General features: G+C 50.1%; 12 protein-coding genes and 3 pseudogenes. 4 read left to right on the plus strand and 11 right to left on the minus strand.

Annotated elements, in window-relative coordinates:
- Nucleotides 1-43 precede the first annotated feature (43 nt).
- Complete coding sequence (locus NYE74_RS29075) at nucleotides 44-964, plus strand: transposase (RefSeq protein WP_341005395.1); 921 nt, start codon at nucleotides 44-46, stop codon at nucleotides 962-964.
- A 606-nt stretch (nucleotides 965-1,570) separates the two neighbouring features.
- On the opposite strand, the gene NYE74_RS29080 is transcribed toward NYE74_RS29075, so the two are convergent.
- The 3 genes and pseudogenes from NYE74_RS29080 to NYE74_RS33435 all read right to left on the minus strand — a co-directional run.
- Nucleotides 1,571-2,950, minus strand: a complete 1,380-nt coding sequence (locus tag NYE74_RS29080) for a sensor histidine kinase (protein WP_341005396.1) — start codon at nucleotides 2,948-2,950, stop codon at nucleotides 1,571-1,573.
- Nucleotides 2,947-3,183, minus strand: a pseudogene (locus tag NYE74_RS29085) (winged helix-turn-helix domain-containing protein); the annotation flags it as partial. The pseudogene NYE74_RS29085 and the gene NYE74_RS29080, both read right to left, overlap by 4 nt.
- Before the next feature lies 1 nt (nucleotide 3,184).
- Nucleotides 3,185-3,872 (minus strand): annotated as a pseudogene (locus tag NYE74_RS33435) (IS110 family transposase); the annotation flags it as partial.
- Nucleotides 3,873-4,278: 406 nt separating this feature from the next.
- Here NYE74_RS33435 and NYE74_RS29095 point away from each other — a divergent pair.
- Nucleotides 4,279-4,884, plus strand: a pseudogene (locus tag NYE74_RS29095) (class I SAM-dependent methyltransferase).
- Here NYE74_RS29095 and NYE74_RS29100 read toward each other — a convergent pair.
- Nucleotides 4,857-5,009, minus strand: a complete 153-nt coding sequence (locus NYE74_RS29100) for a hypothetical protein (protein ID WP_341005398.1) — start codon at nucleotides 5,007-5,009, stop codon at nucleotides 4,857-4,859. The pseudogene NYE74_RS29095 and the gene NYE74_RS29100 sit on opposite strands and share 28 nt — an antisense overlap.
- A gap of 227 nt (nucleotides 5,010-5,236) precedes the next feature.
- Here NYE74_RS29100 and NYE74_RS29105 point away from each other — a divergent pair, with 227 nt between their 5' ends.
- The gene (locus NYE74_RS29105) at nucleotides 5,237-8,374 is read left to right on the plus strand and encodes a hybrid sensor histidine kinase/response regulator (protein ID WP_341005399.1); all 3,138 of its coding nucleotides are present in this window, start codon (nucleotides 5,237-5,239) and stop codon (nucleotides 8,372-8,374) included.
- A gap of 35 nt (nucleotides 8,375-8,409) precedes the next feature.
- On the opposite strand, the gene NYE74_RS29110 is transcribed toward NYE74_RS29105, so the two are convergent.
- The 4 genes from NYE74_RS29110 to NYE74_RS29125 all read right to left on the minus strand — a co-directional run bounded on the left by NYE74_RS29110 (nucleotide 8,410) and on the right by NYE74_RS29125 (nucleotide 15,808).
- Nucleotides 8,410-9,540, minus strand: coding sequence for a response regulator (locus tag NYE74_RS29110; RefSeq protein WP_341005400.1), 1,131 nt, complete (start codon nucleotides 9,538-9,540; stop codon nucleotides 8,410-8,412).
- Between the two features lie 146 nt (nucleotides 9,541-9,686).
- Nucleotides 9,687-13,421 carry an S-layer homology domain-containing protein gene (locus tag NYE74_RS29115; protein WP_341005401.1) on the minus strand — a complete coding sequence of 1,245 codons (3,735 nt, stop codon included), beginning with the start codon at nucleotides 13,419-13,421 and terminating at the stop codon, nucleotides 9,687-9,689.
- Nucleotides 13,422-13,715: 294 nt separating this feature from the next.
- The gene (locus NYE74_RS29120; protein WP_341005402.1) at nucleotides 13,716-15,095 is read right to left on the minus strand and encodes a sensor histidine kinase; all 1,380 of its coding nucleotides are present in this window, start codon (nucleotides 15,093-15,095) and stop codon (nucleotides 13,716-13,718) included.
- Nucleotides 15,092-15,808 (minus strand): response regulator transcription factor, encoded by a 717-nt coding sequence (locus NYE74_RS29125; protein ID WP_341005403.1) that lies wholly within the window; start codon nucleotides 15,806-15,808, stop codon nucleotides 15,092-15,094. The genes NYE74_RS29120 and NYE74_RS29125 overlap by 4 nt, the downstream gene beginning before the upstream one ends.
- A 155-nt stretch (nucleotides 15,809-15,963) precedes the next feature.
- Between NYE74_RS29125 and NYE74_RS29130 the strand changes: the two genes are divergently transcribed.
- Nucleotides 15,964-16,767 carry a hypothetical protein gene (locus tag NYE74_RS29130; RefSeq protein WP_341005404.1) on the plus strand — a complete coding sequence of 268 codons (804 nt, stop codon included), beginning with the start codon at nucleotides 15,964-15,966 and terminating at the stop codon, nucleotides 16,765-16,767.
- 206 nt (nucleotides 16,768-16,973) lie between these two features.
- Here NYE74_RS29130 and NYE74_RS29135 read toward each other — a convergent pair whose 3' ends face one another.
- The 3 genes from NYE74_RS29135 to NYE74_RS29145 are packed head-to-tail and all read right to left on the minus strand — an operon-like array spanning nucleotide 16,974 to nucleotide 20,401.
- Complete coding sequence (locus NYE74_RS29135) at nucleotides 16,974-18,044, minus strand: Ger(x)C family spore germination protein (RefSeq protein ID WP_341005405.1); 1,071 nt, start codon at nucleotides 18,042-18,044, stop codon at nucleotides 16,974-16,976.
- Nucleotides 18,019-19,110 carry a GerAB/ArcD/ProY family transporter gene (locus tag NYE74_RS29140; RefSeq protein WP_341005406.1) on the minus strand — a complete coding sequence of 364 codons (1,092 nt, stop codon included), beginning with the start codon at nucleotides 19,108-19,110 and terminating at the stop codon, nucleotides 18,019-18,021. Before NYE74_RS29140 ends, NYE74_RS29135 begins: the two co-directional genes overlap by 26 nt.
- The gene (locus NYE74_RS29145; protein WP_341005407.1) at nucleotides 19,103-20,401 is read right to left on the minus strand and encodes a spore germination protein; all 1,299 of its coding nucleotides are present in this window, start codon (nucleotides 20,399-20,401) and stop codon (nucleotides 19,103-19,105) included. The genes NYE74_RS29140 and NYE74_RS29145 overlap by 8 nt, the downstream gene beginning before the upstream one ends.
- Between the last annotated feature and the right edge of the window lie 113 nt (nucleotides 20,402-20,514).

A 20,514-nucleotide genomic window follows, 5' to 3' on the forward strand; every position in this document is an offset into this window, starting at 1 on the left:
CCTTGAACTGGCGCGTAATGGGCAACTTCGGGAGCTTTGTGGTTTGGATAACCAAGTGCCGCCGCCGTGGGTGTACACGCGATTTCTAAAGAACTTGATGACATATGAAACGTTAATCGACGGAATGTTCGAGACACTGGTAGAACAAATTCGTAAGGTGCTGCCGGATTTCAGCAGGCATTTGGCAATGGACAGTAAAGCGATCGAATCTTTCGCGACAGCTACAAACACCAATGAGAAGTTGGATGGTCGACGGGATACAGATGCCGACTATGGAAAGAAGAAGTACAGCGACGTTCATAAAGACGGGAAGCCGTGGGAGAAAATCATAAAATGGTTCGGATACAAGCTGCATCTGGTGGTCGATGCGACCTATGAGCTGCCGGTGACATTCAAGGTGACGAAAGCGTCGGCTTCGGACATCACGGAAGGGCATGCGTTGCTTGCGCAGATGAAAAAGAAGCAGCCTGAACTCTTGAAAGCAGCGGAAACGCTGGCGGCGGATCGCGGTTACGATGATTCGAAACTTGTGGTTAAACTGTGGGACGAGGAAAAGATTAAACCGGTTATCGATATTCGTAATATGTGGCGAGATGGGGAGCGGACGCGACTGCTGACCGGCAGAGACAGTGTGGTGTACGACTATAAAGGTATGGTTTCTTGTGTGTGCCCGGAAACGGGGAAACAGCGAGAAATGAGCAATGGCGGCTTTGAGAAAGACCGCGATAGGTTGAAGAAGCTTTGCCCGGCGAAGCAAATGGGCATCACCTGCGCGGGTGAGACGAAATGTCCTGTAGCGCAAGGCATTAGAATACCGCTTTCCGAAGATCGCCGAATTTTTACGCCGATCGATCGCGCCAGCTATAAATGGGAAAAAGAATATAACAAGCGCACGTCGGTGGAGCGCGTCAACAGCCGGCTTGACGTGTCGTTCGGATTTGAACTGCTACGATCCGAGGCATGAAAAAATGAAGATACGGTGTGGACTGGCTCTTTGTGTCCTGTTGGCAATGGTGCTCGGACGCATCAAAGAGAATCAGGCGGAGAAGATGCGCGGCCTGGTGTCCAGCGTAGCCTCGTAATTCGTGATCCAGATGTGGAGAACATGAGTGAAACAACAATCCAACGCGCTTATGCTGTAAATAACGGGGTACGTGCATTCTTTTTTCGCCATATGTCTTGTTCACATGCTCATGACCCTGATAATTTTGTTTTAAATTTCCTTGATTGCCGACTTTAGCACGTATATCTTGAAAATGCGATTCAAAAAATGTACATCGCAAAAAATGAATACTGCCTTCTATTCGATTATGTTAGGCATTCCGTCTTATTTGCAGCGCGTGCAGCAGATGGACCCGCAGCAAAGCGGTCTCGTCATGTTGTCGATTGCCGGCTTCAGCGTGCTGGTGACGCCGCTGCTGTTCGGGACGGCGGCAGTCGCCGCGGGAAGTCTGCTGTTGACCGTGCGGATGCCCCGGAGGGGATGCGGCAGGCTGACAAAAGACGGCGAGCGGAGAAAGCCGCCGAACGGAGGGCGAAGGGATCGAAGCTTGGCGTCTGCGATAGGCGTTCATGCGGGAAGACGGAGCGCGAACAATGCGCCCCCTTCCGCACGGTTGCTGGCTTCGATCCGGCCGCCGCACCGTTCCACGATCGCGCGCGAAATGGCCAGTCCCAACCCGTTTTCTCCGTCCTTGCCTTTGACGAATCGGTGGAACAGATGTGGCAGTAGCTCCTTCGGAATGCCGTCCCCGTCATCGGCGATCGTAATGACAATCGTACCGTTCTTCATGCCAACACCCACCTCGACTGTCTGTCTGGCGTACCTCGCTGCGTTCGCGAGCACGTTCAACAGCGCTTGCAGCAGCTTGTCGCGATCGGCCCGGACGGCGCCGCGTTCGGCCGCTTCGTCCTCATACCGCAGCTCCAGCCGCAGCCCTCTGGTCGTCAGCAGTGGATTGACGCGCTCGACCGTATCGTCGAGCAGCTCCTTTATCCGAACCGATGCCGGACGGAAAATGTCCGCCTCGCTATCCAGCTTCGCCAGCAAGGTCATCTCCGAGACGATTTTTTTGAGCCGGCCGCTCTCGCCGATAATGATGTCCAGCCCCTTGCGCATGCCGTCGCCTTCGAATACGCCGTCGCGGATGCCTTCCGCATATCCGGCGATCGACATCAGCGGCGTTTTCAATTCGTGGGAAGCATTCTGAAAAAACTGCTTCTGCACGCGGATATAGCGATCCAGTTCTCCTGCCAGATCATACACCGTCCGGGCGACGGCGCCGATTTCGCCTCCGGCCCGCACGACACTGACATCGGCGAAGCGGCGCTCCTTCACCTTCTTTAGTTCCTCTCGCAGTTTTATCAGCGGACGGATGAGCCTTCTCGTGATGATCAGGCTGAGAAGAAGCACGAGCACGCCGCCAACGCCGAGCACGATCAGTAGCCGTCCGAACAGCGCCTGCTCCAGTTCGCTCACCTTGCTCATCGGCGTGACGAGCGTCAATGTGCCTTGAGGAACAGAACTGACATCTACGATGTAACGTCTGTCCTTACCGCTCTGCAGCGCCTCCAACGTTTCGCTGCTGATCGGCGAAGCGGGGGTGAGGGAAATGCCGCCGCCGATTGCCAATTCCGACTGCCCCGGAAGCGTGCCCGACAGCACGTTGCCGTTCGGGTCGGACACAATCGCCTGTACTCCCTGGGTCAGGGGCACTGCCGTTCCCTGAAGCGCAGAGATGTCGCCCGCGCTGTTGATTGGGCCTGCATCCGTCAGGATGCCCTGCGTCTGCAGCGACGCAGCTATGCTGGCGCTGAGCGTGTGCATCTCGCGCTTCTGGGCGCCGATCAGATGATCCAGCAGCACGTAGTGAATCAGAATCGCAGTCGCCCCCAACACGATGACCAGAAGCAGGCTGAAGGCCAGATTTATTTGATGAACCAGCTTCATCCTTGTTCTCCCCCTTCCGTCCGCAGCCGATAGCCGTGTCCCCATACCGCTTCGATCGGCAACGGCTCGATTTTTTTGCGCAGCCGCTTAATCAGGTGATCGACGGCGCGGTCGCTGCCGAAGTAATCGTCGCCCCAAACGAGAACGAGCAGCTCTTCGCGGGTAAAAGCCCGGTTCGGATGCTCGGCGAACACTTGCAGCAGCGCGAATTCCTTAAACGTCAAGTCGATTTCCTGCTTGTCCCAGAATGCGGGCGACCCGCTCGGGATCGGGGAAACGATTGCGTCCCTTGTCCGCAGATAGTCGGCCAGATCGGCCACGTCCATCTCGGTGATGTCATCGAGGCTGAACTTCTCGGAGAGCATCTCCATGAGCGCATGGCCAAACACGGAGCTGTCGACCTCGGTTGTAAACGCATTGCACTTGTAGAACAGGTTCTGCAAGAAGTACTGCTTCTCGCGAGCCAAGTTGTGGATCAAGTGGAAACGAATGCGCGTGAGGCGTTGAAGGGCGACATACTGCTCCTGCATGACGATGGTGGTCGTCAGGCGGCCGAAGCGAGGCGATCCGCAATGATCCAGGCGTCGAGCCAGTCGGTCTTGTCCATATCCGCATAGGCTTCTCTGAACTTGCTGATGAGCTTGGGGTTCAAGGTGAACACCTTGGCCTTGCGCTCTCGAAGCGCTGGATCCTGATGCAGGTACATGGCAGGGTGCCAGCTGTAGACGGAAGTGGCTTCCAAGCCGATGTGAATCTCGGTGACGGCCAACTTGTCCGCTGCAGCGACGATTTGGTCACGCAAGTGCGAGGCGCCATTCAAATTGTTTTTGACGGTGAGTGTCTCAAGCTTGTCACCGTCAGCGTTCATGGAACACGCTTCGAGCTCTTGCGAGCTCACGTCAATACCGACAAAAAGCTTCAAGTAAAATTCCTCCTTTCGCTAGGGATTCAGGGAATGGACGCTCCGGGATGCCTCCGGCGCACGCGCAGATCTATCACCCTCGCGTATGAGGACACACTTCGGGCCATGAGCTGCCCCGGATCTGCTAAAACCGGGCATGGGATGCCGAAGGGAACAGCCAGCGGGTAAGAAGCTCAGACGCGTACCGGAGAAACAGACTTAAGGAGTAGACAATGCTACTGGAGGCAGAAGGATTTCCCCGAATGGACCCTACGTTCCATTGTCCAGAGGCATACCGGAAAGTCCAGTCCCTGATGGAATTTTCAAAGAACAAGCTGGAAATTTGGAGGCTGTTTTCCATCCCCCGGGGGGATGGAAATGACCCTAAAAGAGTTTTTTAAAGATACTATACGAGGGAGGCAATAAGATGAACTTGCCAAAAGGCAGCAGTCCGGGGATCCCAAGCTGGGATGAACGATATAGCGGAGATGTATATGTGTACGGTGAGGAAGCGAATTGATTTATACAGGAAGCGGCGCGGCTGATTCCGTCGAAGTCCAAGGTGGCGGCTTACGCGGAAGGGGAAGGGCGCAATGCGGTGTTCCTGGCCAGACTGGGGCATGAGGTTACGGCCTATGACTATGCGCAAGTCGGGCTTCGTAAAACGGAAGCGCTGGCAGCCAAGAACGGTGTGCAGGTACAAACAGTGCAGGTGGACTTGATTGAAGATGCGTTGCCGATTGAGCAATATGATGCTGCTGTGATGGTATTTGGGCATTTTCCCCGCAAGGAACAGTACCGAGTTATGGATAATATTGTAAAATCTCTGAATCCAGGCGGGCAACTGCTGATGGAGGTGTACGAGGAGGAGCAGATCCATTATGATACTGGCGGTCCAAGGGATGTGGACTGGTTGTACCGTGCAACGGAGTTGTTGGAGTGGAGCAAGAAGCCACGAATTAAACACTTTTTCACTGGAGAAGTAGAGCGGACGGAAGGCTTGTATCACAGCGGAAATTGCTTTGTCGTGTAGGTGATCATGGAGAAGATGGAAACCCGGTCGATGTTTGTATACTCGGCGCCGTCTGGGTGAGTGAATGTCTTGTCGTACAATTCGGTTTTGACTTTGTTTTGCAGTACGGATAGCAGTAGGTTCAAATGTTCCCCCCTTACGTTAAGCAGAATCGCACTACGAAACGAGACATTTTATTTATTATAATCATCGGTGGAATTGTTCTGAATTTAATTCTTTTTCTATCGCTTTCTGTCCTCGGAGCTTATCAGACCAAGCGCTGCAGGATCACTTATACTCAGCAAGTCATCTTCCCTGTTCGAAGAAGGATTGCTGCGAATCATGTCGAAATTGATCTATTATGATGAAGAACATGATAACCGCAAAATGGAACCCGTCTGTATTCAATATCGCCGTACTTTTCTTGTTTCTCAGCGTGTTGCTTGGCCTGCGATGGGGATGGACGGAATTGTTCCCTACGACTGTACACCCTAAAGCTGTCGAAGGCGTGCTTGACCTGCGAAACCTGAATCTTCAACAGACTTCCTCCATTCCGCTAAACGGAGTGTGGGAGTTCCTGCCGAATCAACTAGTCACTAGTGACGAGATGGACCGTATGGCGGATCACATAACGATGGTCCAAGTTCCTGGAGACTGGAGAGAGGCTTTCCCCCAATCAGATTCTTCATTAGGATATGGGACCTATCGTTTACGGATTTTAGTCGATCCGCTGGAAAGGCCAGTTTCTCTTTGGCTGCAAAACATAGAAGCTTCCTCCTTTGCAGAGATCAACGGCTTTGCTGAGGTCCTTCCCGGAGAGCGCAATATCGGCAAACCTGCTGACAATGCTGCCGATTATATCCCGAGGCGGCTTTCTTATACGAATACTTACATGGAGAAAGGCATGCAAGAGCTTGTCGTGCTCATTCACGCAGCAAATTTCGAAAACCCCTATCAAGGAGGTATTCTCCAGTCGGTCCGATTCGGCTCCCAGGCCGCTATCGATACAGAACGATGGTATTCTATCGGGTTTCAATTAGTGACATTTATCGTTTTGCTGCTGCATGGCATATATGCCTGTATGTTGTATCTGCTTAACCGCAAAGAGCGCTCTTTGCTTCTGTTCAGCTTGTTAACGCTTGCAGCGGGGCTTTCCGTTGTTGCAGATCACGATAATATATTTATGCTCTGGGTTCCGCTCAACTACGAATGGGCATTGAAGCTCAGCTTGCTGGCTAATCTGTGGATGGCGTTTCTTTTTCTTTATTTTTGTAGAAGCTTTTCTACTGTTGCAAAGGGGACTAAAGGAGTTGCCGTTTATACGGCGCTTCTCACGATGTATTCTGCATTTCTGCTAGTGGCTCCCCCCGGGCCGGTGCATGCCACCTGCAGCGTGATCAATCTCTTTATGTTGCTTTATTTATATCCATTTGGGTGGAGTATTTATGCCGCCATACGCGCGTATTTGGCCAAGAAGTCCGGAGAGGACGCGATCTTCCTGCTGCTGACGGCTGCAGCAATTATCTCCCACGTTGGCTGGAGTATCCTTGATGACTTTCTGCCGACGCCGACAGTCTATTATCCGATCGATATGATTGCAGCTATCGTAAGCTTCTCGGCGTATTGGTTCCAGAAATTTTTCCGTAAAACGCAAGAAAATATAAAATTGAGCTATCGGTTGCAGGAAGAGGACAAGCAGAAGGATCGATTCCTCGCCAATACCTCCCATGAGTTAAGAACACCGCTTCATGGGATCATCAATATCGCCCAATCGCTTCTGGAACGCGATCATGAACAACTGAACGATAAAAGCAGACAGGACATGGAGTTGTTGGTGACGATCAGCAGACGGATGTCTTTGCTCCTGACAGACCTCCTTGAGGTTTCGCAACTAAGAGAGCATCGTATGAAGCTGAACTTAAAGCCTCTTTACGTTCAGTCCATCGTTCCGGGTGTTGTGAGCATGCTTGGCTACATGCATGAAAATAAACCAATTCGAATGATCATCGATATCAAATCATCGACACCTGCTGTAATTGCGGACGAGAGGCGGCTTGTGCAAATTTTGCATAATCTGCTGCATAATGCGATCAAATTTACGGAACAAGGAACCATTGCAATCACAGGGGAACAACGCGAAGGAAAAATGTGGATTCATGTCTCCGATACGGGACCTGGCATGGATGAAGAGACATTATCCCGTATTTTGCTGCCGTATGAGCAAGGGATACACGGCTTGAACCATGGCAACGGAATCGGTCTTGGCCTGAGCATAAGCCAGCAGCTTGTTGGACTTCACGGCGGCGAGCTGACCGTTCAATCCTGGCCCGGTAAAGGCTCGGTCTTCAGCTTCTCTTTAGTGACGAGCAATGCAGAGTCCGCCCCGGTGTCCCAGACATCCGTGCGTGAGGAGCCATTTCCGGCGCCTGCCAACCTTGTTTATTTTGCCGGGCAGGCTGTTTCCCGTTCGTTTGATTGGTTCAATGAAACCTGGCGAAACCATACCGAAGACTCCAACAAAATACAGCATCGGATTCTGGCGGTAGACGATGATCCGATAAATTTGAATATCCTGGAGACCATTCTGTCCACAGAACAGTATGAGATTGTTACAACCAATTCGGCTGAAAAAGCCCTGGAACTACTCCGAACGGGTCAATGGGATCTGCTGATCGCCGACGTCATGATGCCGGGCATGTCCGGCTATGACTTAACCCGCATGGTCCGTGAGCAGTTTTCCTTATCCGAACTCCCGGTGCTGCTGCTTACCGCACGTGCGCAGCCTGCCGATATTTATGCCGGATTTTCCGCAGGGGCCAATGATTACGTGACCAAGCCCGTAGACGGAGTAGAACTCAAGTATCGGATTCGCGCTTTATTAGGACTAAAACAGTCGATTCATGAACTCCTTACTATGGAAGCTGCCTATTTGCAAGCACAGATTCAACCCCATTTTATCTTCAATACGCTAAACTCGATTATGGCCTTAAGCCTTATCGATATCGAAAAAATGCGGAAACTGGGAGATGCATTCGCGACCTATTTAAAAATCAGCTTCGATTTTCTTAATACGAAGCAACTGGTGGAGCTTTCCCACGAATTGGAGCTGTTACGGGCTTATTTATATGTAGAACAAGAGCGGTTTGGCGAGAGACTATCCATTCAATGGGAGATCCAGGAGGAGCCCAGACTGTTGCTGCCTCCGTTAACGATACAGCCGCTGGTGGAAAATGCGCTCAAACATGGATTGCTAACCGAATTAACGGGAGGAACCTTGCTGATCCGGGGTGTCAGGGAGGAAGGGGGATTCCGGGTCGAGGTTCGCGACAACGGACAAGGCATGGAGCCCGATTTGGTGAATCGGCTGTTGCACGAACCGAGCCGAAATAAACGGGGGATTGGACTGTACAATACGAACCAGCGCATAAGTCGGCTCTATGGACGTGGCCTATCGATTCGCAGCCGTCCGGGTGAAGGCACCTCCGTTTCATTCTTTATTCCGATGCCCTGAACCAGCAATTTCTTGGTCCAGGGCATCCAGGTTTTTCAGAGATTGTCCTGCTCCCAATGCTGATACCACTTCATAATTTCCGGACTTGGCTTCTCGCCGAATTCTTTTTGCATCAGGATATCCAGCATCTGATACTGCTTGCGAACCAGAAAATCCAGGCCCAGCTTATCGCAAATTTGCATATACAAGAGATGGGCCGTCTCTTCCAATGGATAGCGTCCGCAAATGTTCTCGCAATGCTTATAGGCTTCCTCATATCGCCCGTGCTCGAACAACCAGTTTGTCAAATGCAATTTCAAGCGTATCCATTGCATCTGGTATCTTTGCCTGTCGTATTCGGCCCAGATATAATCGGCTTCCTCAAGATATTCCCCTCGAAACAAATGCAGCACCCGTTCATACTCTGCTGCCGTTTCTTCCTGGAGAGGCGGCTCTTCTTGCAGGAAACGCTCGAAGTCATTCATATCGAGGTAGATATTTTCCAGACTTAACAAATACCCGGCTGGCGTATTGCGCAATTGTATTCGACCGCCAAGCGGCTCAAGTGTCTTGCGAATATGATAGATCGTTGTATATAGCTGTGAAGCAGCTCTTTGCAAATCGGAGTTCGGCCACAGTAATTCAATCAGTTTCGCTTTGCTTACGGGATTGCCCTGATAATGCAGTAAATACAAGAATAGCTCCTGTGCCCTGGTTGTCCTCCAGTTAAACCGCTGAAGCTCTTTCTGGCGATGGTCAAAAATCTTGAATCCGCCGAAGGTTCGGATTTCCCATTTTTTAATTGTTTCCTGTGGTTCATCAAGACGGCTTTTGTACGGTTTCGTTCGCTCAATCGTGAGCTTCAACCGTTCCAGCTCAACTGGCTTAAGCACGTAATCCAGCGCATTTAATTTAAACGCTTTAATCGCATATTCATCATAAGTAGTTATAAAGACGATATGCAGGTAAGGCTTATGCTCCAGTAAAATTTCAGCCAATTCCAGACCATTGATTTTTGGGATTTGAATATCCAAAAAAACGATATCGACGTCAAGCTGCTCGACGGCTTGACGGCCCTCCAATGGATTTGTATATTTTCCTATGATTTCAACTTCACCGATCATATTCAATTGATACTCCAAATAGGTCAATGCCAAGTGTTCATCATCAATCAAAATGGCCTTCATAACATCCTCCTGCCGAGTGGTCTTTCATCAGGGGTGGTTTCATAATATCAATCCTGTCCGTGTCATGGGGTGGCGGTTTATGTTGCTCGATTGAAACAAACAAGCCACCGCCATCAAAGCGGCGGTGGCTGTTCCTGTGAAGCTTCTTATTTGTCGATCAAGTCGGTTGTCTTCAGCAGTCTGGCAATCAGCGCCGCTACTTCCGCACGTGTAATCTTTGTTTGCGGATTCAATCGCTGCTGATCTTGTCCTTGCACAATTCCGGCCTGTATCATCAAGGCCATATCTTCCCTCGCCCATGCGGCAACTGCAGACCGGTCTTCATACTTTGCAAGTAGCGCATTGATTTGTGCTTCATCGAGCCGCGACTCGGAGCGAATCAAGCGATAAGCGCGGGCAATCATCGCGATTCCTTGCTCTCTCGTAATTTCCTGATGGCCTGCAAACGTTCCGTTGTCATATCCTTTGACAATGCCAAATTCGTTCGCGATGGCTACCGAACGGCGATACCATGCCGAATCCGGTACATCCGGGAACCGACCATCTGCGGCTTCCATGCCCATTAACCCCAAGCCAAGGACCACGATCTCCGCAAATTCGGAGCGAGTAATGGCTCGGGACGGGGAGAAGGTGTTGTCTCCATTGCCTTTCAGATCGAGTCTTGCCGCAATATTGTTAATGTCTTCCTGTCCCCAATGTCCTTTCACATCCGCAAAGTCCTGTGGATTCCAAATAACCGAGTAGGTTCCGCTCCCGCGCAGATCATTAATCAGCGCATAATAACGGTTCTGAATTTGAGTCACTACGGTAGGCACGTGATATACACTTCCGTCCGGATAGACAATGACGCCTGTCGTAATGCGGTTCAAATCGATGTCTTCCGGCAATGCGATATATCTCTTGGTATATCCGTCCAAGAGACCCGATTGAATCGTCTCGCCGTTATGAGTAAATGTCATGTCCAAAGTAACCGGTTCAACCAGCAGCTCGTATCCCTCGGACTTTGCTCTATTCTCGGCACGGGCGATCAAATCGGACGATGCGCGAGCAATATCGATGTTCAGATCGATATCTTTCGTCGCTGCTCCTCCAAGCTGCCGGGAAATACCGTCAGTGTTCAATTCTTCGCCCGGAACCGGATATATGGCCAGCAGATTGCCGATCTCCAGGCGTGTTCCGGTATCCGCGAGCCGCTCGACGTCTGCAACGGTCAACCCGGTGACATGCATATCCCCTTCATTCGGGGAGTAGATGACCAGATCCTGCTTGTCCCCGGCGTTCAATGCCTTGTTTAACAAATCAGCTTCGACCTGAACCGTGGTAACCTGACGACCATTCGTCTGAGCAACGACGCCCGAAGCAAACGAATCTTCCACACCGTCTACAGTAACTTCAATGACAGCAGGTTGCTGAGCGGCAGGAGGTTGAGGTGTTGACGGGGCTGTGCCTCCACCGGAACTGCCTCCAGAACTGCCGCTGTTATCATCATCGGCATCAATGGTAAATGTTCTTTCTTTCGTTACCGAACGGCCGTTGACGGTTCCAGTCACAGTAATGGTATAGGTGCCGGGAGGCAGTTCATCCTTGACCTGGTAAGACCATGTCGTGACGCCCGGCTCCCAGATCAACGTTCCTTCCGGATCCACCGGATTTCCAGCGGAATCCCGGATCGTTACGCTCAGCGTATCCGTATGTTCATAGACGGTTCCTGTTACCGTTGGAGTAGAATTCGTCACATTTCCTGTCGGCGATGTAATTTGCAGAGCGGCAGCAACCGGGTCTTCTGCATCAAGTTCGAAATCCTCTACAGGTGTACCGCCTTCTCCAGAGCCAATCAGATGTCCGGTTTCGCCCTCATAAGCAACATGCACCGGTTTATCAATGGAAAGTTCGATTTCTTCCGGCAGTGTCAGCACCACTTGTGTTGGATCCGCATCATAGACGACCGCACTTACGACGGTCACCGGTGTCCCCCCGACCGAAACAGAAAAACCGTCAACAGGTGACCCCGCGTCAAATGCTACAGGTCGATCAAATGTTATCGTAACCGTATTTTCCCCTTCAATAAAGCGGCCGTTCACCGGAACAGGAGAGTTCGTTACCAGTATCTCTTTTGTTTTGGTCAGAACTTTCGTTCCATCAGAGCTTGTTGCCGTTATTTCAAAAGTGTAGGTACCAGCCTCCAGATCGAAATTTGGTGAAAAGATCCAGTTGCCGGCTTCATCAACGGTTGCAGACCCGCCGGCCCCGGCGACTTCAGCATCGTTTTGTTTAACAATTACTTTCACAGTCGAGCCTGCATCAACCGTTCCTTTAATTTTAGGTCTCGAATCCGCGACCTTCGCCGGATCGCCCGCAGGAGAAGTAACGGAAAATTCATTCACGAAGCTTATTTCATAATGAAACGTAAAGTCTGCTACGGGCATTGTATTCAAACCTTTTAAATTGCCGTCTTCTCCTGTATAGTTCAGAATAATATCGCCAGTTGGCGGTTCAGACAGAACGATCACCAGTTCGTTTCCGTTGACCTGATACGATTCAATGGATGCAGGATTTCCATCCACTGTTATAGCAAATCCGTCTAAATCCGTTAAAGCAATGTCGTCATTAAACACCAGTGTAATTTCCTTGCCATTAACCGAAGCCTGATTCAGCCAGACGTGATCGAGTTCCGGCGGAATTGGCGCCAGGATAACTTTGTGACCGGCATCGTTGTATTGAATTTCCGCTTGCGATGCTTTATCTGACACAAAATACTCCGCATCGGTTGCGGTCGGTGTATAATAACGACCTATGGCAACATCGACAATCGGCTCAGCAAGTGTAGGCATTATATTCGCATAAACGCCAACCTTTGCTCCTTTGGTCATAGATCCAATTAAGAATAAATAGGCGTTGCCAATAGCTGCTGTGTTCTTCAAGAAGACATTGCGCTGCTCGCCTGCTGCATTCTTATTATCGTATACATAGGGGGCGCCGCTAAACTCGAAGCGCGCCTGTGACGCAGTACCGCGCATGTTTACCGCAACATTGCCTATTGTTTCGCCAGCTTCATTCTCTCCCTTCCCGAATAAATGGTTGTTCGTGATTTTGCCGCCCGTCATCGTAAAAACAGGAGTCAGATATAAGCCTATCCCCACGATAACAGCATCGCTTCCTGCTTCTACCGTATTCTCAGTAATCAAGCCGCCTTCGATGATTAAGTGACCGCCTGTACCTGCGCTCAGGATTGCATTCGGATTGCTGCCGTTAGAATTTCCGCTCAAGATATTCTTTTGAATGAGGGTTCCCTCTTTAATGGTTGCTTTCCCGGACCCATAAGCGAAAATAACAGCAGTACCGGAATTTGAGGCAATACGATGATTTTTAATCTCGACGGTTTCAAAGATTGCAGTGCCGGAATAGACATACACGCCCATGCCCCTGCTGTCGTTAGCGGTCACGGCCACGTCTTTCCCGTCGATCATCAGTTGATCGAAAATGACTGTTCCTCCATTAAGTTCAATCATCCGACCAGAATAATCTGCCTTCCGATAGATCGAATAGGGTCCGCCTTCAGCTGACGTAATCGTAATCTCAACCGCTTCTGCGTTGAGTGCCTGTTTGTCCTCCAGGGGAAGATCCGTCAACAGCTTGACGGTTGCCGCTGTTTCAGATGCGTCATTTGCCAGTGCAACCGCCTGCTCGACAGCCTTATCCAGCGTTTTGTAGGGGTGCTCTTCGCTGCCTGTACCCGAAGTATTGTCGCCTGTTTCATCTGAAACATATACCGTTACCGCCGTATCCTCAGCTGCCGCTGCGCCCGCCATGGGGGTGAGTAAGGATACAAGCAGGAGCACCGTAATCAGCAGCGACATCTGAGCTTGTTTTACAAATTTCAACACTCTGTACCTCCATTCATTGCATTTTCGCTATTTTTTCGGCAGGATATGATAGATATGTCACATCATGCTCGTACGATTTATGATATCATGCAATGCTTTACATCTACTCTACAAAGCGGAAATGGACTGTGGATAACTACAAAAAAGAGCTTGTCCACGTGCGGACAAACTCTGGTCGGAGTTACCGTGTTGTTCGGAATGGAACTGCATACGATCCAAGGCATGGAAAAATAAAGGAAAGCCGCCGAACGGAGGGCGAAGGGACCGTAGCTTGTCGTCTGCGATAGGCGTTCATGCGGGAAGACGGAGCGCGAACAATGCGCCCCCTTCCGCACGGTTGCCGGCTTCGATCCGGCCGCCGCACCGTTCCACGATCGCGCGCGAAATGGCCAGTCCCAGTCCGTTTTCTCCGTCCTTGCCTTTGACGAATCGGTGGAACAGATGCGGCAGCAGCTCCTTTGGAATGCCGTCCCCGTCATCGGCGATCGTAATGACAATCGTACCGTTCTTCATGCCAACACCCACCTCGACTGTCTGTCTGGCGTACCTCGCTGCGTTCGCGAGCACGTTCAACAGCGCTTGCAGCAGCTTGTCGCGATCGGCCCGGACGGCGCCGCGTTCGGCCGCTTCGTCCTCATACCGCAGCTCCAGCCGCAGCCCTCTGGTCGTCAGCAGCGGATTGACGCGCTCGACCGTATCGTCGAGCAGCTCCTTTATCCGAACCGATGCCGGACGGAAAATGTCCGCCTCGCTATCCAGCTTCGCCAGCAAGGTCATCTCCGAGACGATTTTTTTGAGCCGGCCGCTCTCGCCGATAATGATGTCCAGCCCCTTGCGCATGCCGTCGCCTTCGAATACGCCGTCGCGGATGCCTTCCGCATATCCGGCGATCGACATCAGCGGCGTTTTCAATTCGTGGGAAGCATTCTGAAAAAACTGCTTCTGCACGCGGATATAGCGATCCAGTTCTCCTGCCAGATCATACACCGTCCGGGCGACGGCGCCGATTTCGCCTCCGGCCCGCACGACACTGACATCGGCGAAGCGGCGCTCCTTCACCTTCTTTAGTTCCTCTCGCAGTTTTATCAGCGGACGGATGAGCCTTCTCGTGATGATCAGGCTGAGAAGAAGCACGAGCACGCCGCCAACGCCGAGCACGATCAGTAGCCGTCCGAACAGCGCCTGCTCCAGTTCGCTCACCTTGCTCATCGGCGTGACGAGCGTCAATGTGCCTTGAGGAACAGAACTGACATCTACGATGTAACGTCTGTCCTTACCGCTCTGCAGCGCCTCCAACGTTTCGCTGCTGATCGGCGAAGCGGGGGTGAGGGAAATGTCGCCGCCGATTGCCAATTCCGACTGCCCCGGAAGCGTGCCTGACAGCACGTTGCCGTTCGGGTCGGACACAATCGCCTGTACTCCCTGGGTCAGGGGCACTGCCGTTCCCTGAAGCGCAGAGATGTCGCCCGCGCTGTTGATTGGGCCTGCTTCCGTCAGGATGCCCTGCGTCTGCAGCGACGTAGCTATGCTGGCGCTGAGCGTGTGCATCTCGCGCTTCTGGGCGACGATCAGATGATCCAGCAGCACGTAGTGAATCAGAATCGCAGTCGCCCCTAACATGATGACCAGAAGCAGGCTGAAGGCCAGATTTATTTGATGAACCAGCTTCATCCTTGTTCTCCCCCCTCCGTCCGCAGCCGATAGCCGTGTCCCCATACCGCTTCGATCGGCAACGGCTCGATTTTTTTGCGCAGCCGCTTAATCAGGTGATCGACGGCGCGGTCGCTGCCGAAGTAATCGTCGCCCCAAACGAGAACGAGCAGCTCTTCGCGGGTATAAGCCCGGTTAGGATGCTCGGCGAACACTTGCAGCAGCGCGAATTCCTTAAACGTCAAGTCGATTTCCTGCTTGTCCCAGAATGCGCGCCGTTCCTCCGGCAGAAGCTGCAGCAGCCCGACCTCGACGATCGGCTGGGCGGGGGACGTCTTTCCCGGGGAGTCTTCGCTCCGGCGCGGCTTGTACCAGCGCTGCAGATGCCGCTTCACCCGGGCGACCAGCTCTCTGGGGCTAAAGGGCTTGACCAGATAGTCGTCGCTGCCCAGCTCCAGGCCGAGAATTTTGTCGACCTCTCCGTCTTTGGCGGAGATGATGATGATGGGCACGTCGGCTTCCTCGCGAATACGGCGGCACAGTTCGTAGCCGTCCATGCCCGGCAGCATAATGTCGAGCACCCACAGATCGGGCGGGTTGTTCCGCCACAGCATCCATGCCTCCTCGGCGGAGGACAGCCCGATCGTGCGGAAATTTTCCTTCACTAAATAGGCTTCTACGAGATTGCGTATATGCTGATCATCGTCCACGACGGCGATGAAATAATCGTTCATGCGAAAAATCCCCTTTCTGTTATTCATTATAACAAGTGTCGTTCCGTTAGCGGTTTGTGCCATCGTTTTTCCACAATTTCACCAATGTCCTGCCATCGTTGGGCGATACACTGAGACCTGTAAGACAAACTACACTTCAAAGGAGATGTTCTCTCATGAACAACAAAAAACGTATCGTCAACAGAGTCGCCCTGTCCGCCCTGATGCTGTCCGCCTTGGCCAGCCCGATCGCCGCCAACGCCGCGCCGCTCTCTTCCGATGGTCCGGTCAAAGCGGTCACCGCGGCTTCGGCTCTCGCGTTCAAGCTGCAGGACCCGCTGGCGGTCGCCAAGCGCTATGCGCCGGATACGGTCCAAGCGTGGGAAAGCCTGCTGGCCAAATACGACGCCCTGAACGCCAACGCCGGACAAGCGCTGAGGGTCGACTCGCCAAGCATTGCGCTGACACCGGACGGCAGCCCCCTCGCGCTCACGCCGGTTGATGCGGACATCGATTTCACCGGCAAGGATATTCCGGCCGGCGAAGCGGTTGCGGTGCAGTCGCTTGTTCCGTCGCAAAGTTCTATCGACTTCGACGGACAGACAGGGAATACAATGGATGGAACGGTGTTGAAAGAAGGGTTTGCAACGGTGTCCGGTGGCGAGAACAATATCGGGAAAGCCGATGCTTCCGGTCTTGCGCTGACACCGGTTGATACGGACATCGATTTCACCGGCAAGGATATTCCGGCCGGCAAAGCGGTTGCGGTGCAGGGCGTAACGGTTAAGCTGTCGGAAGGCGATAGCACGACGACAGCCGGAGCGAAGTTGGTTGCGGTGCAGGCCGATGCCAACTCCTTGCTGCAGGGGCAGATCGATCTCGCCAAGGCGGTTGAATCGAAGAACGCCGACGACATTCGCAGCTCCCTGGCGCATCTGTTCGACATTTACAAAGCCGAGGTCGAGCATATGCAAGCGTAGTAATCATCGAAGCCGGGAACCGCGCCCAGAGAGAAAAAGGTTAGAAGCGCAAGAGACAAAGCTGGGCGTGCGTATTCCTGGCCGGGCTGTGACGACAAGGTTTCAATAAATGATAATGGCGGCTATCGTAGCGATACGGCCGCCATTTGTTGTGGGTAATAAACTATAATCATACAGCGGCTCTCCACATCCGACCGTATAATTGATTAGACACCCTTTAAGAACCCTTGGTCCTGAATAATAATGTTTACATCAAAATCTACATTTAAATCAGGATAGATTTTATCACGCCAATCCTTTAACCTCCATCTTGGAAAGATTTTTCGAAATTCCTGACCAAGCGAAAGAATGTCTGCCTGTTCTCTTCTTGCTTGAGTAAACAGTCGTTCAAATCTTGAGTTGATCAGTTCGCTCAATTCTTTTTTTATGATGTTTGCTGACACATTCCCCCTATTTTCAAGAATACTGACCGTTATTGTCATATGAGTCTTTAAGCCGGGTTTTCCATCAATGACTTGAGCATGATGGCGAATCGAAGCCTGGTTAATCAAGATACTTGCATGCTCCATAACTTCAATTTTTCCTTGCGCGCTATGACCATGGAACATATTAACCAGGAGTGTTTCGTCGGCATTGATTTGGCCGACCATCCGTCCATTTTTGATGATTGCCGAGCCAACATGATCTATTGTGGTTGATCGACCCGGCCTGACAATAGGCAGAACTACATCCTGTGTGTAGGAATGTACGCTGCGATAAACTTGCCAAATTCTCGTTAATGCGATTTGTGGATTCCAACCGGCATCTTTCTCAAAAAAATCGGGGAAATTGTTGCCTTCGGGATTTACTTTATCTTTAGTGCTCTCAAAAAAAACACGGGGTTCTTCTTCGCTTAGTACAACAAGCGCTTTAGGCGAAATATCTTTGCTTCTTACCAGGTAGGAGAAGACATCGTTCATACCCGCTAAAGCCAGTTTTTTATCAAGCAAAATCACTTTAAGGTGAAGTAAATCAATTTGACTCTCCATGTTTTCGCTTATGCGGTCTATTGCTTGAGTAATCGTATGACCTTCTTCTTCAACAATTTTTATCCGAAGACGATTTTCAACAGGCTCGGGGATTTGTAAAAAAACTTGATAAATATTGTTGTAGCTTGAAATCCCCATCACAATCGGTAACGTACGATGGTTAATGTCTTTGTTGTCCCAACAACCAGTTAATAATGCAATGATCATTGTCAAAGCTAGCGTTTTAACAATTGGAACCATTTTTATCATCGGATGCACCTCTCAAGGCATGGCGTCCCAAACAAAAGACAGTGACCGGTACGACGATCAGTATATAAAAACGAACCCAGATATTCCAAACAAATAACTGGTGAACATTTTCCCAACTCGTTATGGATTGGCAAATGACAAATACTCCGGAAACAATCCCGATCAATAGATAGGTCGAGGGAATTTTGGGAAGAAACTGACTTGCTATACGAACAGACTGCCAAATGGTCAGGGCAAGAAACAACAACATCATTGAAATTAAACTGAGCAGGAAAAAAACAGCGACTCGTTCAAACATGAGCCAATCAATTTGAAGAATATCCAAAACCACAATGTAAGGAAAGAACAATGTACGGGCAGTGGCTTCCCCAAACGTCAGAACGGGAATATACACAGAACTGAGGAGCAGTGGCAGCAAGCAAAGCGAAGTAACCAGCAGACTCCGAATTTGAAACTTATAGTATGGCTGTACAAAGCCAAGAAAAAGGAAACTGCCTGAGTAAACAAAGAAACTTTTATAGTAAGACGGGGTGGTCAAAAAAGAAAAATGGTTACTCAATAAAGGATATATATATCGCCAATCAACATTTTGAAACGAAGCTATATAAATAAACAGAATTAATGGAAGCCCGAAACAGGCAACTAAAAATCCTGTCCCTAAAATGGTTCTCAATCCCTTGGCAGCTAAAAAAGTTGATCCGAGAAGTAATATTAACATAATTGCCCATAAGGGTGTGCTCGAGAGAAAGACGATTGTCATGATTTCTGAATAAGCACGAATAGTTAGTGCAGTTTCAATTATAAAGTAATAAAGGACCGGGAGGAGTAAAATGGCGGCAGGTAGTTTACCCATCCTCAAGTATAAGCGCACCATATCTCTTCCTTGGCCGTAGCTCATTCCCTTCATAAATATCCAGAGAAAAGCAAAGTAAATTCCAAACCCCATTAGGATAGCGATCCAATGGCTTTCAGTAGTACTCTCGATTATATCTCCCGGGTATAGAAAAAAAATTAACGCTAATTGAGTCAGAATATACATCAATATTACATGTAAACTTCTAGTCATGTTCGACCTCATCTTTCGTAAATGGTAGACGGATATAGGATATTCCGTATGTATGTTCGCTTGCGAGGAGACCGCAAATCATAACAACACCGATGAATATCCCCATTACCCCAAAGATTGCGGCCAATATCAAGGTTATATATTTAAGCGATCTCACCAAGTAACTATTTTGAATTCCAACTAGCGTTGAATTCGCGATCGTGGTTGCTGCGACAATAATAATGAGTAAATTACTGACGAGTTTGGCTGATACGACCGCTTGGCCAAGAATGATCCCACCGACCATGGTTATGGTGGGGCCGACACTTTGCGGCAGTCTGATACTTGCTTCAAGAATCAATTCAAGCAGCAGGAGCATGATAAGTGTTTCAAGTATCGCAGGGTAAGGAACACCTTCGCGGCTGAGTGCAACGGAAAGCGCTAACTGAATCCGTAATACTTCCGGGTTGACTGCTACTAAGGCCACATATAGGGAAGGTAATGTAATCGATACAAATGTGCCGAAAATACGGAGTGCCCGAACGGCGAACATAATCGGCCTGGGAAGTTGACGATCGTTGCTTAATAGAAAAGTGTCCCACCAGTAGTTAGGTAGTGATAAAGCAAAAGGCATTCGATCGACGAACAAAACAACTCTGCCTTGCTCTAAAACGTTAGCTGCTTCATCCGACAATTCGGTTGTCTTAAATTGGGGAATCAATGACCATTTATGGAATCCAAGTAATTTAGAAACCTCCTGTATCGAGCTGATATCGATTGAGCTTCCCGATCGTATCTGTTGTTCAATTCGCTGAACTAATCTGTTATCCGCAGATCCTTCAAGGTACAGCACAGCTAATTTTGTCTTCTTTGTTGATCCAATTTCATTTATTTTAACTCTTAAGTGTGTGGATCGAAGTTGTTCGCGAACGATGCCAATATTGGAAGTTAAGTCCTCAATAAATGCCGCCAATGTACCTTGAACGACATTCTCATTAGTTGACGATTGGACAGAACGATTTAGTTGCCTCGGAATTGGCTCAATGATGAGGCATTGTGTTTTGTGGATATCAAAAATTGCAAGTTTCCCCGAGAGTATAGAATTAACAACAGACTCGGGGCTGGTTTTCTTTTCTTCATGAAGTCTGTATATTTTGCTGCCACGATCGGATATCTTAAGATCGGCAATTGTTCGTGGAAGATCAATCATGGAGTTCAACCCGCAAAAAAGGAGTGGGGAATCTCCAATTATTTCTTCCTGTTGAAAAAAATCATCATTTTTAATAAATTGCGTTTTAATTTGCTCGTACATAAATTAATGCTCCTTGCCAAGAGTTGCGTTCAAAATAACAAGATTTGATACCTGAGGATTCATTTGAAATCAAATTTTCCCAAAGAATCGTGGTTTTATACTGCCCGCAACAT

Origin of the sequence: Paenibacillus sp. FSL P4-0127, from assembly GCF_038007325.1 — a bacterium.
In the GTDB taxonomy this organism is placed as follows: Bacteria; Bacillota; Bacilli; order Paenibacillales; family Paenibacillaceae; genus Fontibacillus; species Fontibacillus macerans.